Below are 14,366 nucleotides of genomic sequence, written 5' to 3'. Positions count from 1 at the left end.
CGATTCAAAAACTTTTCAGTTTTTTCCCAGCGCTCGCAACACCCGGTCGAGTTTTTGACCCTGTGCGCTGCTGGGGACCGGAGCGTCCTTGACCAGATCGTAATATGCCGCCGGATCATAGGTTTGCACACCCAGATTGAGATCCCGTGCCGTCAGCTCGCCAATAGCGGCCAGCACCGAATAGGACGCGATCACAACGTCGGCATTCGCAGAAATCAAATTGGCCTGTGCGTCGAGCAGTTCCTGTTCGGCATCCAGCACGTCGAGCGTGGTGCGCGCGCCCAAGGTCGCCTCTTCCCGAGTGCCCTCAAACGCCACCTGTGCCGCACGCACGGCCTCAATGCTCGCGGTTCTGCTGGCCCGCGCCGCGCGCAGATTGGCATAGGAATTGCCCACGTCCTGCTTGACCTGAAGGCCGGCCAGATGCAGTTGCGCCAGTTGTGCATCGCGCTGTGCCATTGCCTGACGCTGCGCCGAACTTAGCCGTCCACCTTGATAAATCGGCCCGCGGAATTCGACCCCGACACTGCCGGTGCGCGACATGTCGGACCCTCCGATCTCCTCTGTGGCCCCGATCCGCCCGGTCAGGTTCAACGTGGGCAGCAGCGCGGCCTCGGCCGCCCGGATATTCAGCTCTGCAGCAGCAACATTGTGCTGCGCTTGCAAGATGTCCGGATGACGCCGCACCGCCGCCGCCTTGGCCACTTCGACATTCTCACCCAGTCGCGACAGATCGCCCGGAGTGCGCAAGACGCCCGGGTCTCGTCCCACGGCCTCGCGGAATCCCTCGATCGCAATGGTCAGATCGCCCTGCGCCGCAGCCAGACCGCTCTTGGCCAACGCCACGGCAGCTTCGGCTTGCGCCACATCGGTGCGAGTCACCTCGCCTACCTCAAATCGATCCTGCGCCGCACGCAGTTCTTCCTGCAGCAGGCGCAGGTTGTTTTGCCGCAAGGCCACGAATTCCTGATTGCGGATCACATCCATATAGGCCTGCACGCCAGTCAGCAGAACGAATTGCTCAACGCTGATCAGGGTCTGTCTTGTGGCCAGAACGGTTTCCTTGGCAGATTCGGTCAGAAAATCGCTGCGCCCGAAATCATAGAGCAACAGACTGCCTGTGATCGCCAGATTGAGATCGGTTGCGGTATTGTTGCGGTTTAACGCCTGTGTCCGGGTGTCGCTTGACACAACGCTTATGCCCGACGTCCAGTCGATGATCGGCCGCAGGTTGGCCACGGCTTGTGCCACAGTTTCATCGGCAGCGCGCAGCAGGGCACGATTCTGGTCCAAGAGACCGCTGTTGATATAGGCACTCTTGAGCGTATCAGCCAGCGTTTCGGACTTGGCTGCGATTGGCGTAATGCTCAAAACCGCAACCCCAAGCACGGCACAAAGGGCCTGCAAGTTTCTAGTCTTCATGCTCTTGCACTCTCTCCTTTGCCGCACCTCACCCGTCACAGGGTAAAGGCTGCGTGCCGTTCGAATCCGGGCAGAACCGGTGCACCTGCATTAAAAGCGTACCGCCAATTTATACGACCGTCGATCTTGTAGCCGATCCGCACCACACCCAAGGCCCCTTCCATGAACAGGCAGGCCATGCGCCCGCCATCCTTGAGTTGCGCCGTCAGTGTCTCGGGCAGATGCTCGACGGCCCCCTGCACGGTTATAACATCATAGGGCCCGTGTTCCGGCGCGCCATCGGCAAGCGGACCCTCATGCATGACCACATTATCGGCCCCATGCTCGGATAGTGTGCGCTGCGCCTCTTCGGTCATCGCCGAGGTGTCCTCGACTGCCACAACCACCTCGGCCATACGGGCGATCACGGCGGCGGAATAGCCATATGCCGGGCCAATATCGAGCACGAGATCATCGCCCTCGATCTCCAGCGCATCCAGCATCTTGGCCAGCGTGCGCGGATCAAGCATCACCCGTCCCTCGCCCAGATCAAGGTTTTCGCCCATATAGGCCGCCTCGCGCAGCGCGGTCGGCACAAACGCTTCTCGCGGGACCGAGAGCATGGCATCAATTATCGGGAATTTGGTCACATCAGAGGGGCGTACTTGCGTATCTACCATCATTGTGCGCCGCGCGGCATAGTCTGTCATGATCTAAACTCTTGCGTTCGGAATCCTATGGCACAGGTTTTCGCACAGAACCCACCCGGCGGCAACGACAATAGGCCCGACAAACCGTTGCGTAAAACCCAGCTTTGCCCACTTGCGCCGTCCGACCTGATCATATAATCCAACGCAACCACTTGGAGCGGCGAGTTGGCGGAGTGGTTACGCAGCGGATTGCAAATCCGTGTACAGGAGTTCGATTCTCCTACTCGCCTCCATTTATTTTCAATGACTTGTGGATGTATAGGCCCGTAAGGGTATCACCCCGGGTATCAGTTTCACGTTCTGGTCCTGTTCTGTTCACAGTCGTTTCTCCGATGCTTGACGTGCGCGCATGATTTGCCGGGCTTCCCCAGCATACTTAGCGACCATCTCTTTGGTGGCGTGGCCGGAATAGCTGGCGATCTCATCGCCATCACAACCAGCCCATGCCAATTCCATGACGCCGCGATAACGCAAGGCATGAAGATCATAGGCTTCAAGGCCAAGACGCTTACGTTCTTTGAGCATGATTTGAGCCATATAGCGGTAGCTCATCCACCCGCCGCTTTGGGTTGTGAGGATTGGGTGGGCAGCAATTTGGGTCGCGCCCAGCCCGTTGCGTTCGATGATCGAGACCATGATCGACGACAGGAAATGCCGCAAATTGGTCAGCTCTGCATTGCGACTCTCAAGCTGCTTTTGACAATCGACCAACTCGGCATAGGTGCGATCCATCGCCTTGAGCACATCAACTCAAGCCTGATCGCCCACATCCTTTCTCAGATCGTCGATACCCATTCCAGACCAGTCTCCGGGGCCACAACGCAATTGCGCGTCGCCCCGAATCCTACGGCCAATAGGTGTAAAACAAAGGAGCAGCGCGCCCCGAGCGGAATTTTGAAAAAATTCCGAACTGGAAAATTTTCAATTTTCCACCCCAAGAGGCGCGCAGCAGCTTATTTCAGGATCGAACGGCCCGCGTAAATCGCGGTCTCTCCCAGCATTTCCTCGATGCGGATCAACTGATTGTATTTCGCCAACCGGTCAGAGCGCGCGAGGCTGCCGGTCTTGATCTGTCCGCAATTCGTGGCCACGGCCAGATCTGCGATGGTGGCATCCTCGGTCTCGCCCGAGCGGTGCGACATCACATTGGTCATGCGCGCGCGATGCGCCATGTCCACCGCTTGCAGCGTCTCGGTCAGCGTACCGATCTGGTTGACCTTGACCAGCATCGAATTGGCACAGCCGCGCTCGATCCCCATCGCCAGGCGCGCCGGGTTGGTGACGAACAGGTCATCCCCCACCAGTTGCACCTTGTCGCCCAGCGCCTCGGTCAGCGCGCGCCAGCCCTCCCAATCGTCCTCGGCCATGCCATCCTCGATCGAGATGATCGGATAATCCGCCACCAGCGCTTGCAGATATGCGACGTTTTCAGCGCTGCTCAGGCTCAATCCTTCGCCCGAAATCTCGTACTTGCCGCCTTTGTAATATTCCGTCGCGGCGCAATCGAGGCCAAGGTAAATCTCTTCGCCGGGGCGATACCCCGCCTTCTCGATGGATTTGAGAATGAAATCCAGCGCATCGCGCGTGCTCGAAAGGTTCGGCGCAAAGCCGCCCTCATCCCCCACGCCGGTCGCCAGACCCGCCGCCGACAGTTCCTTTTTCAGCGTGTGAAACACCTCCGAGCCCATGCGCACGGCGTCGCGGATATTGTCCGCCGCCACCGGCATGATCATGAATTCCTGAATGTCGATCGGGTTGTCGGCATGCTCACCGCCGTTGATGATGTTCATCATCGGCACTGGCAGCACCCGCGCCGAGGTGCCCCCCACATAACGATAGAGCGGCTGGCCAGAAAAATCCGCCGCCGCCTTGGCACAGGCAAGGCTGACACCAAGGATTGCATTGGCCCCAAGGCGCCCCTTGTTGGGGGTGCCGTCGAGTTCGATCATCGCCATATCGAGCGAGACCTGTTCCGTCGCATCCATACCCGCCAGCGCCTCGGCAATCTCGCCATTGACGGCGGCCACAGCCTCCAGCACGCCCTTGCCCATATAGCGCGTCTTGTCACCATCGCGCCGCTCAACGGCCTCATGTGCGCCGGTGGACGCCCCCGACGGTACGGCGGCGCGGCCCATGGTGCCATCCTCCAGCGTCACATCAACCTCAACCGTGGGATTGCCCCGGCTGTCCAGAATTTCGCGGGCGTGAATATCAATGATGCTGCTCATGGGCGGGGAATCCTTTGCTGGAATTGGCTCGCGCCTGCCTTAGCAAGTTTTCCGCGCTTTGCAAACGCGGCACAGGCATCATGCAGGCGCAGCAGAGGGCTGCCGCTATTCCGCCGCCTGCGCCGCCTCTTGCGCCTCGATCTCGGCGGCGCGCCGCTCGACCTGTTCGACGATGTGGTCGATCATCTGCGCATTGTCCAACCGGTGGCTCTGCTTGCCCGCGAGATAGACCATGCCATGCCCCGCGCCCCCGCCGGTAAAGCCGACATCGGTCATCAATGCCTCGCCGGGGCCATTGACCACACAGCCGATAATGCTCAGGCTCATCGGCGTCTTGATATGCTCCAGCCGCTTTTCCAGCGCTTCGACCGTCTTGATAACGTCAAAGCCTTGGCGCGCACAGGACGGGCAAGAGATGATATTCACCCCCCGATGCCGCAAGCCCAATGATTTCAGGATCTCGTAGCCAACCTTGACCTCTTCGACCGGATCAGCGCTCAGGCTCACCCGGATCGTATCGCCGATGCCCATCCACAGAAGATTGCCCAGACCAATCGCGCTCTTGATCGTGCCCGACATGAGGCCGCCCGCCTCGGTAATCCCGAGATGAATCGGCGCATCGGTGGCCTCGGCCAATTGCTGATAGGCAGCAGCGGCCATGAACACGTCCGATGCTTTCACACTGATCTTGAACTCGTGAAAATCATTGTCTTGCAGGATGCGGATATGTTCCAGCCCGCTCTCTACCATCGCATCGGGGCACGGCTCGCCGTATTTATCAAGCAAATGCTTTTCCAAAGACCCGGCGTTGACCCCAATCCGCATCGAACAGCCATGATCGCGCGCCGCTGCGATCACCTCGCGCACGCGCCGCGCGTCACCGATATTGCCGGGGTTGATCCGCAGGCACGCGGCCCCCGCCTCTGCCGCCTCGATGCCGCGCCGATAGTGGAAATGAATATCCGCCACGATCGGCACTGGGCTTTCGCGCACGATGTCTTTCAACGCCTTGGCGGATGCCTCATCCGGCACCGAAACCCGCACGATATCCGCACCGGCCTCTGCTGCCGCCTGAACCTGCGCCACGGTGCCCGCCACATCGGTGGTCAGCGTGTTGGTCATGGTCTGAACGGTAATCGGCGCATCCCCGCCAACGGGGACGTTTCCGACCATGATCTGACGGGATTTGCGGCGGTAGATATTGCGCCACGGGCGGATATGGTTGAGCGACATCGCGTCTGGCCCCGTTTCGTCTGAAGGTGACTGTTGCCCCTAGTTAATACGCGCAGGGGTCCGGGGCAATCGTGCGACGCCGATTGCCGCCTATTGCTGGGGTGCGATCACGGCCTCAGCGACATAGCGCATCAGGTCCCGATCCGCCTCTATATCGGCCAGCGCATAGCGGTCGGTCAATTCCTCTGCGGTCAGCGCCAGCCCCGAAGTCACAGAACCCCGCGCGCCCGCCGGACCATAATGCTGACCATTGACGGCGAAATAGATCGCCCCCGATTCGCCCACACGCACCGTTGGCGGCTCTTCGGTGGCTGGCACCGAATAGGACTGGCCCGAGTTGAGAATGCCTTCGAAAATCACGCTGCCATCGGCGGCCCGCACCCGCACCCATGCCGGACGAACCGCAACCATCTGCACGACGGCCATGGTATCGGCCACCACCTGCGGCTGGTTCGGGCCCGGACTGATTTCGACCTCATGCGCCTCGCGCAAAGCAAGGGCGATACCGTTGTCGCTATAGCGATCCGCCTCGGGTGTGAGCGGGCTCAGGGTTCCCACTTCCCTCGGGTCCAGTGTGGAAATCGGCGCATCCCGCGCCACCATCACCGGCACATCCAGTGCCTTAGGCCGATAAAGACGGCTCAGGCGTTCATCGCGCGGCGGTTGAAACACACCTGCTGCCGCGCCTTCGCCTTCGATCACATCACCGGGGCGCGCCGTGGCTCCGCTCAGCGGATCAAGATCAGCCAGCACCACCGGCGTATTCTCGACCGGGGCAAGCTGCACTTGCTGCACCTGACGCAGCACACTCCAACCACCATAGCCAATTGCCCCGATCAACGCGACAAGCACCAGCGCCGATCCGACCGCACCCGGCTCGATCCGCGACAGAAAACTCTCAGAGGCAGGCAGAAACGGTGTATTGGGTGACATCAACGGATCTTGCCGCGCCGCTTTGCGCTGCATGACAGGCCCCACCCCCGATTTGCGGATCGAAGACGCCTCTGCCGACATGCCATGCGCAATAGAGAAGCCGGATTCTTCGCAAAACACCTTGAACGCCTGATCCGGGTCCATCCCAAGATAGCGCGCATAAGACCGGACATAGCCGGGAATAAAGCCGGGAGTATCAAAGGCCGACGGATCGCAATTCTCGATCGCCGCCACATAATTGGCCTTGATCCGCAGTTCGCGCTCCACATCCAGCAGGGACTTTCCGAGCGTCGCGCGCTCTCCGCGCATCAAATCGCCAAGGCGCAACTCAAAGGCGTCAAAGCCACGGGCTTCAACCTCTTCCACGTCGGCCTTTCGCGAAAATCGCCGCCCAATCATGCGGGTCCCTGCCTCTCGAGTGTCTTGCCCAGCTGCCCGAATGTCCCGATTCGAACTCTGAACTTTTCTTTATCACACGCTAACACAAGGCAAGGTATAATGCACGTGCAGAGAGATCAGCCCGCCATTTCGGCGCGATTCAGCGCACAATGGCTCCAAAGTTCATCCATCGCATGCACCAATGCATCCATTTCACCCGCCCCATGTACCGGCGACGGAGTAAAGCGCAGACGCTCGCTGCCGCGCGGGACGGTCGGAAAATTGATCGGCTGCACATAAATCCCATAGCCCTCAAGCAACATATCGCTCAACTTCTTGGTGTGCACCGGATCGCCGACGATCACCGGCACGATATGTGATCCGTGATCAATCATCGGCAGACCCAGCCCCTTGAGCCGCGTCTTGAGGATCTTCGCCTGCGTCTGGTGCTGCTCGCGCAGCTTTTGGCCTTCGGCAGTCTTGAGCAAGGCAACCGATGCCCTGGCCCCCGCCGCCAGCGCTGGTGCCAGCGAGGTGGAAAAGATGAAACCGGGCGCGTAACTGCGCACTGCGTCGCACATCTTGGCGCTTGCGGCGATATAGCCGCCCATCACACCATAGGCCTTGGCCAGCGTGCCGTTGATGATGTCAAGACGATGCATCAGCCGGTCGCGCTCGCAGATACCGGCACCACGCGTGCCATACATGCCCACCGCATGCACCTCATCAATATAGGTCAGCGCGCCAAACTCGTCCGCCAGATCGCAGATCGCCTCGATAGGGCCAAAATCGCCATCCATCGAATAGACGCTCTCAAAGGCAATCAGCTTGGGCGCGTCGGGATCATCCGCCGCCATCAGTTCGCGCAGATGTTCCACATCGTTATGCCGGAAAATCCGCTTGGCGCCCCCGTTGCGGCGCACGCCCTCGATCATGCTGGCATGATTGAGCGCGTCGGAATAGATGATCAGCCCCGGAAAGAGCTTGGGCAGTGTGCTCAGCGTCGCATCATTGGCGATATAGGCCGAGGTAAAGAGCAGCGCCGCTTCCTTGCCATGCAGATCGGCCAATTCCGCCTCAAGCTGCTTGTGATACACGGTCGTGCCCGAAATATTGCGCGTGCCGCCAGATCCCGCGCCGGTGGCGTCAATTGCCTCGTGCATCGCCGCCAGCACGACCGGATGCTGGCCCATGCCCAGATAATCATTGCCACACCAGACCGTGATCGGCTGCTCCGCGCCACCCGGCTTGCGCCATATGGCATGCGGGAAATTTCCGTTCTTCCGCTCAATATCGATAAAGGTGCGATAGCGACCTTCCTGATGCAGACGGGCAATCGCTTGATCCAGCTTGGCTGCGTAATCCACTGGCTGTTCCTTCCTGACGGGCACCGACGAGCGGTGCCAGCCGCCCTTCGGGTCTTGGTGGCAATTTGCATGCCACTTATTCAATATTTGGAATGGTATATATTCCACCCCTCTCACACAACAGGTTACAAATTGCCGCTCCCCGCTTCCTTGACTTGCGTCAAGTCACTGGACAGCGCCGGTCGGCCTGATACCCTCCTTCGCAACCATACTCAAACCCAAAGGCCCGACATGTCGCTTTCCGCCGTTCTTTCCCACATCGACGACCAATTGCCCAGCGCCCTAGACCGGCTGACGGGCCTGTTACGCATCCCGTCGATTTCGACCGATCCGACCTATTCAGACGCGTGTGACGCCGCCGCCGACTGGCTGGTTGCAGACCTGCAAAGCCTTGGCGTTGCAGCAGAAAAACGTCCCACGCCCGGCCGCCCAATGGTCGTGGGCCATATCGACGGGCCTCAGGGTGCCACCGGACCGCATCTTCTGTTTTACGGGCATTACGATGTTCAGCCGGTCGATCCTCTGGCGCTTTGGCACACCGATCCCTTCGCGCCCGAAATTCAGGACACACCCAACGGAAAAGTGATCCGCGCGCGCGGCGCGTCGGATGACAAGGGCCAGCTCATGACCTTTATCGAGGCCTGCCGCGCGTATCGGAATGTGACAGGCACCCTGCCCTGCCGGATCACCTTCTTCTTCGAGGGCGAAGAAGAATCAGGCTCGCCCTCGCTCATCCCCTTCATGCGCGAGAATGCCGCCGAGCTTTCGGCCGACCTTGCGCTGATCTGCGACACTTCCATGGTGGCCCCCGGCGTGCCCTCCATCGCCTCGCAACTGCGCGGCATGCTCAAGGATGAATTCACCATCACCGGCCCGCGCATCGACCTGCATTCCGGCCATTACGGCGGCCCCGCCCTCAACCCGCTGCGCGAAATCTCGCGCCTGATCACCTCTTTCCACGACGACACGGGCCGCGTCGCGGTCGAGGGATTCTACGAGGGCGTCCACGAGGTGCCCGAAGACCTGCTGCGCCAATGGGAAAGCTGCGGTTTCGACGAACACGAATACCTCTCTTCCGTGGGCATGACACAGGCACATGGCGAGACCGGTTATTCCACCCTTGTCCAGCAATGGGCGCGCCCCACGCTGGAAATCAACGGCCTCTGGGGCGGCTATCAGGGCGCAGGCACCAAGACGGTGATCCCGGCGCAGGCCCATTGCAAACTGACCTGCCGCCTTGTCGGTGACATGGACCCCGACACTTTGCGCCAAAAGATCCGCAAACACGTCGAGGATCGGCTCTCGCCCGACGCCAAGATCACCTGGAATCAGGATCTCGACGGCTCGCCAGCAGCGGTGATGAACATCAACCGCCCCGAATTCGAGGCCGCCCGTCAGGCGCTCTCAGAGGAATGGGCGCGCGAGGCGGTGTTTACCGGCATGGGCGGCTCGATCCCCATCGCAGGCTTTTTCAAGGAAATCCTCGGGCTGGACGCCATGCTCATCGGCTTTGCCCAAGAGGATGACGCGATTCATTCTCCCAATGAGAAATACAACGTCCAGAGCTTTCACAAGGGCATCCGAAGCTGGGCGCGCGTGCTCGACGCGCTGGCGAAATGATCCCCGGTTTCACGGATCACCGACACGGCGGGATCGCCTGTAGCATCGGCGGCGACGGGCCGCCGCTGCTGCTTCTGCATGGCTTTCCGCAAACCCGCGCCATGTGGGGGCACATCGCGCCCGCTCTGGCCAGAACCCACACCGTGATCTGCCCTGATCTGCCCGGTTATGGCGACTCGGCCAAACCGCACGACCTCTCTGCCTACAGCTTTCGCGCCATGGCCACGCAGATGACCGCCCTCATGGACAGTCTCGGGCATGACAGCTTCGATCTGATTGGCCATGACCGGGGCGCGCGCGTCGCGCATCGCCTGACGCTCGATGCCCCCACCCGCGTCACATCGCTCACTCTGATGGATATCATTCCCACCCATACCCTGCTGTCGGATTTGCGCTGGCAGGTGGCAAAATCCTACTATCACTGGTTCTTTCTCGCCCAGCCTGCCCCGTTTCCCGAGCACATGATCACCGCCGATCCAGAGAGTTATTACACATCCTGCCTGCTCGGATGGGGCGGCGCGCAGCTGACGGATTTCGACGCGAACCAACTGGCGCACTATCGCACCGCATGGCACGATCCCGACACGATCCGCGGCATGTGCAACGACTACCGCGCCACACTCACCTTCGACATGACCGATGACAGCGCCGATGCCGCAGCGCAAATCACCTGCCCCACCCGTATCCTCTATGGGGCCTCCGGGGCCATGGCCAAGCACTATGACGTCCCCGCCACATGGGTCGCAAAATGCACCAACATGACCGCCCGCGCCCTGCCGGGTGGCCATTTCTTCCCCGACACCGCCCCACAAGAAACCGCGCAAGCCCTGCAGGACTTTCTCGCAAAGCGCTGAAGTCATCTGGCCGGAAATACCTCGGGGACATCCCGGACTTGATCCGGGACGGGGGCCGCGCGCCCTTACACGCTCTGCGCCTGAAACACCGCGCCCACCTCGGCGCGGATAATCCGCGCGATCTGCGCGCAATCCTCCAGGCTAAAGGTCAGCGGCAAGCGCATATCGACAATGCCGCGCAGGATACGGTCACTCGCAGGCATCGGCGCAGACGGCGCATAGCGCCAACTGTCATAGCGGCTGGTAAAGCCCACCGGCTCGGCCGCGCCGAACCACTTGAGTTCCACGCCGCGCGCAAGACACCGCTTCAATACCTCGGCAATCCGCCCGCCGTCCCAGTCGAGCAACAGGAACTGAATCGACGAGCCCACATAGCTCTCCTCTTCCGCCCGCTCGACCACCGTCAGACCGGGCGTGCCGCGCAACCCGTCCTCTACCACCCGGTAGCGCGCGTTCCAGTTCGCGCATTGCCCCCCCAGCGCCCGCAACTGCGGGCGCAGAATCGCCGCGCGCAGATGGTCCATGCGGCCCGAGACATTGGGCGTGTCGTATTTCACCCGCTCAAAGACCTCTGGGGCAGGCACCGTGCCATGCTTGCCATAGAGCATATAGGATCCCGACAGGATCACGGCGCGCGCCATCACCTCGTCATCATCCGTGATCAGAAACCCGCCCTCGCCCGAGTTCATATGCTTGTAGGTCTGAGTGGAATAACAACCAATCTTGCCCCAGCGCCCCGAGGGGATGCCGCGCCACGCCGCCCCCATGGTATGGGCGCAATCCTCGACCACGGTGATGCCCGCACCATCGCAAATCGCCATCAGCCGGTCCATATCCGCCAGATGCCCGCGCATATGACTTAACATCAGAACCTTGGCCTGCCCCGCCTTGGCCACCAGATCGTCGAGATCAATCGTCAGCGCCTCGGTGACGCCCACAAAGACCGGCACCGCCCCCACGCTGGCAATCGAACCGGGAACGGGTGCCAGGGTAAAGGCATTGGTCAGCACCCGGTCGCCCGGCCCCACCCCCAGCGCCCGCAGTGCCGTCGCCATCGCATAGCCGCCCGAGGTGACGGCCAGCGCGTAACGCGCGCCGGTATAGGCGGCAAATTCGCGCTCCAGCGCCGCCACCTCGCCCGCCTCCTCGCCAACCAGATTATAGCGGTGCAACCGGCCCGAACGCAGCACGTCGAGGGCGGCGGCAATCCCCTCTTCTGGGATCGGCTCCTGTTGGGTGAAATTACCTTGGAATATCTCTGTCATGGCTTTGTTTTGGGGCGCACCCATGCTCTCGTCAATGGTTTTGCGTGGCTATGCCACATTCCTTCAGAAAACCTGAAACGGTCCTGCGGCTCACCCGATAAGACGCCGCACCACACCCGGCAACTCATCATAATGCGCGATCACCGCCTCGGGGTTGAGTGCGGCCACAGCGCCCCCGCCGGGTCCAAACCCCACCAAAACCGACGGCACGCCCGCCGCCCGCGCGGTGTCGTGATCGGTGACCGTGTCGCCCACCATCAGCGCGCGCGCCGGATCGCCCCCGGCCCGGCGCACGGTTTCGCGCAGATGCTCGGGGTCCGGCTTGCGCACGTTCAGCGTATCAGCGCCGGTGAGCGCCTGAAACGACCCCAGCACCCCCAGGCGCTCCAACAGCAGCCGCGCCAGACGCTCGGGCTTGTTGGTGCAAATCGCAACCCTATAGCCCTCGTCGCTCAACCGCGCGACTGCGGCCATCGCGCCGGGATAGAGAACCGTGTGCACATCAATCGCCGCGGCATAGGCGTCCAGCAGCACCGGATAATAGCGGTCGATCGCCACCTCATCCTCGGCGCGGCCCAACCGCTCCATCCCCAGCCGCAACATCGCGCGCCCGCCGCGCAGCGCAACCCCGGCATCCGCCACGGCATCCAGCAAATCGCCCGCGCCCATATCGCGAAAACAGGCATTGGCCGCCGCCACCAGATCGCCGCTCGTATCGGCCAACGTGCCGTCCAGATCGAAAACCACCGTGCGCATGCCTCGCCCCTTTTCCACGTCCCGCTCCGCGCCAGCGGATAGAACGAGACGTCAGGAAATACAAAGGAAAACGCGCGCGGCTCACTCCGCCAGCCGGTAGACCCGCAATTCCGGCAGCGCGGTCAACGCCGCCCCCAGCGCCCGAAACCCGGCCAAGGACAATTGGCTGCCCGCACCCGGCTCTGCGTCACGCGGGATCAGATCCACCGCCACCGATTGCCCTGTTGCGGCATAATCCACCCGGCCCCGGCCCGGCACTTCGACCAAGGGCGTCTTGAGCCAGAGCCCCGATTCAGCCGGCGATCCGAGCGAGGCAATGGTCGTGCCCAACACCCCCGCCGGCCTTGTCGCGGCCTCAGCCCGCGCGGCCTGCTTGTCCTGCGGCGTGGTGTCATCCAACATCTCGGGCGTTACCGGCGGCACGACCTCTGGCGCGACGGCCGCCGCCCGCGGCCCCAAAATCCGCTCCACCTGTGCACAGCCGCCAAGGGCGACAACGACCAAAATCACGCCAAACTGTCTCATTTGTCCACTCTACCGCCGCGAACTGCCCCCTTCAACGCCCAACTTGTCCCTTGCCCCGCACCGCCGCGGCGCATAGATTTACCGCATGACAGCACCGTTGATAGACCCGTTCCAGCGCGCCATCTCCTACCTGCGCGTCTCCGTGACAGACCGCTGCGATTTCCGCTGCGTCTATTGCATGTCGGAAAACATGACCTTCCTGCCCAAGCGCGAATTGCTGACGCTTGAGGAACTGGATCGCATGTGCTCGACCTTCGTGCGCATGGGGGTGGAAAAACTGCGCATCACCGGCGGCGAACCGCTGGTGCGCAAGGGCATCATGACGTTCTTTGACGCTATGACCCGCCATCTCGCAACGGGCGCGCTCAAGGAACTGACCCTCACCACCAACGGCAGCCAGATGGAACGCTTTGCCGGTGATCTCTACGCCGCAGGCGTGCGCCGGGTGAATATCTCGCTCGACACGCTCGACGATCAGAAATTCGCGGACATCACCCGCTGGGGCCGTCTGCCCCAGGTGCTCAAGGGGATCGACGCCGCCCAGAACGCCGGGCTGCGGGTCAAGATCAACACCGTGGCGCTCAAGGGCTTCAACGAGGATGAGCTGTTCACGCTCACCAATTGGTGTGCGTCGCGCGACATGGACCTCACCTTCATCGAGGTCATGCCGATGGGCGACATCGGCAATGAGGACCGTCTCGACCAATATTGGAAGCTCTCGGACCTGCGCACCCGCCTGCGCGAACGCTTCACCCTCACCGATCTGCCCGAACGGACCGGCGGCCCGGCCCGCTATGTGCGAATCGAAGAAACCGGCCAAAAAATCGGCTTCATAACCCCCCTCACCCATAACTTCTGCGAAAGCTGCAACCGCGTGCGCCTGACCTGCACCGGCGAGCTTTACATGTGCCTCGGACAAGAGGACATGGCCGACCTGCGCGCGCCCCTGCGCAACAATCCCGGCAGCGACACCATGCTCGAAGAGGCGATCCGCGCCGCCATCACGCGTAAACCCAAAGGGCATGACTTCGACTATTCGCGCCAGACCGTCGATGGTCGCGTCTCGCGCCACATGAGTCACACCGGCGGCTAAAGC

The 14,366-nt window shown here is 61.6% G+C and carries 13 protein-coding genes and 1 tRNA gene; 4 read left to right on the top strand and 10 right to left on the bottom strand.

Features of this window, described 5'->3' with window-relative positions; genetic code table 11:
* Positions 1 to 15: 15 nt before the first annotated feature.
* Both ACN0SW_RS10870 and ACN0SW_RS10865 read right to left on the bottom strand, forming a co-directional pair.
* Positions 16 to 1,422, bottom strand: coding sequence for a TolC family outer membrane protein (locus tag ACN0SW_RS10870; protein ID WP_417727951.1), 1,407 nt, complete (start codon positions 1,420 to 1,422; stop codon positions 16 to 18).
* Between the two features lie 35 nt (positions 1,423 to 1,457).
* Positions 1,458 to 2,111, bottom strand: coding sequence for a protein-L-isoaspartate O-methyltransferase family protein (locus ACN0SW_RS10865; RefSeq protein ID WP_417727950.1), 654 nt, complete (start codon positions 2,109 to 2,111; stop codon positions 1,458 to 1,460).
* Positions 2,112 to 2,270: 159 nt separating this feature from the next.
* Between ACN0SW_RS10865 and ACN0SW_RS10860 the strand changes: the two genes are divergently transcribed.
* Positions 2,271 to 2,344, top strand: a tRNA-Cys gene (locus tag ACN0SW_RS10860).
* A gap of 82 nt (positions 2,345 to 2,426) precedes the next feature.
* Here ACN0SW_RS10860 and ACN0SW_RS10855 read toward each other — a convergent pair.
* The 5 genes from ACN0SW_RS10855 to hemA all read right to left on the bottom strand — a co-directional run bounded on the left by ACN0SW_RS10855 (position 2,427) and on the right by hemA (position 8,250).
* Entirely contained in the window at positions 2,427 to 2,843 is a 417-nt protein-coding gene (locus tag ACN0SW_RS10855; protein WP_417727949.1) for a hypothetical protein, read from the bottom strand.
* Between the two features lie 221 nt (positions 2,844 to 3,064).
* Positions 3,065 to 4,339 carry a phosphopyruvate hydratase gene (gene eno / locus ACN0SW_RS10850; RefSeq protein WP_417727948.1) on the bottom strand — a complete coding sequence of 425 codons (1,275 nt, stop codon included), beginning with the start codon at positions 4,337 to 4,339 and terminating at the stop codon, positions 3,065 to 3,067.
* Positions 4,340 to 4,444: 105 nt separating this feature from the next.
* Positions 4,445 to 5,572, bottom strand: a complete 1,128-nt coding sequence (gene ispG, locus ACN0SW_RS10845) for a flavodoxin-dependent (E)-4-hydroxy-3-methylbut-2-enyl-diphosphate synthase (RefSeq protein WP_417727947.1) — start codon at positions 5,570 to 5,572, stop codon at positions 4,445 to 4,447.
* 90 nt (positions 5,573 to 5,662) lie between these two features.
* Positions 5,663 to 6,904 (bottom strand): helix-turn-helix domain-containing protein, encoded by a 1,242-nt coding sequence (locus tag ACN0SW_RS10840; RefSeq protein WP_417727946.1) that lies wholly within the window; start codon positions 6,902 to 6,904, stop codon positions 5,663 to 5,665.
* Between the two features lie 116 nt (positions 6,905 to 7,020).
* Positions 7,021 to 8,250, bottom strand: coding sequence for a 5-aminolevulinate synthase (gene hemA, locus ACN0SW_RS10835; RefSeq protein ID WP_417727945.1), 1,230 nt, complete (start codon positions 8,248 to 8,250; stop codon positions 7,021 to 7,023).
* Positions 8,251 to 8,481: 231 nt separating this feature from the next.
* Between hemA and ACN0SW_RS10830 the strand changes: the two genes are divergently transcribed.
* Complete coding sequence (locus tag ACN0SW_RS10830) at positions 8,482 to 9,870, top strand: M20/M25/M40 family metallo-hydrolase (protein WP_417727944.1); 1,389 nt, start codon at positions 8,482 to 8,484, stop codon at positions 9,868 to 9,870.
* The gene (locus tag ACN0SW_RS10825) at positions 9,867 to 10,724 is read left to right on the top strand and encodes an alpha/beta fold hydrolase (protein WP_417727943.1); all 858 of its coding nucleotides are present in this window, start codon (positions 9,867 to 9,869) and stop codon (positions 10,722 to 10,724) included. Before ACN0SW_RS10830 ends, ACN0SW_RS10825 begins: the two co-directional genes overlap by 4 nt.
* A 65-nt stretch (positions 10,725 to 10,789) precedes the next feature.
* Here ACN0SW_RS10825 and ACN0SW_RS10820 read toward each other — a convergent pair whose 3' ends face one another.
* From ACN0SW_RS10820 to ACN0SW_RS10810, 3 genes are all read right to left on the bottom strand, one after another.
* Positions 10,790 to 11,989: a DegT/DnrJ/EryC1/StrS family aminotransferase gene (locus ACN0SW_RS10820; protein WP_417727942.1), complete on the bottom strand. Its 1,200-nt coding sequence runs from the start codon at positions 11,987 to 11,989 to the stop codon at positions 10,790 to 10,792.
* Between the two features lie 90 nt (positions 11,990 to 12,079).
* Entirely contained in the window at positions 12,080 to 12,745 is a 666-nt protein-coding gene (locus ACN0SW_RS10815; protein WP_417727941.1) for an HAD-IIIA family hydrolase, read from the bottom strand.
* 81 nt (positions 12,746 to 12,826) lie between these two features.
* Entirely contained in the window at positions 12,827 to 13,270 is a 444-nt protein-coding gene (locus tag ACN0SW_RS10810; protein ID WP_417727940.1) for a hypothetical protein, read from the bottom strand.
* Positions 13,271 to 13,355: 85 nt separating this feature from the next.
* On the opposite strand from ACN0SW_RS10810, the gene moaA reads away from it, so the two are divergent.
* Complete coding sequence (gene moaA, locus ACN0SW_RS10805) at positions 13,356 to 14,363, top strand: GTP 3',8-cyclase MoaA (protein WP_417727939.1); 1,008 nt, start codon at positions 13,356 to 13,358, stop codon at positions 14,361 to 14,363.
* Positions 14,364 to 14,366: the final 3 nt, after the last annotated feature.

Source organism: Roseovarius sp. (assembly GCF_048262375.1).
Classification (GTDB): Bacteria; Pseudomonadota; Alphaproteobacteria; order Rhodobacterales; family Rhodobacteraceae; genus Roseovarius.
The sequence above is the reverse complement of the archived record's forward strand: the minus strand, read 5'-3'. Positions and strand labels throughout refer to the sequence as shown.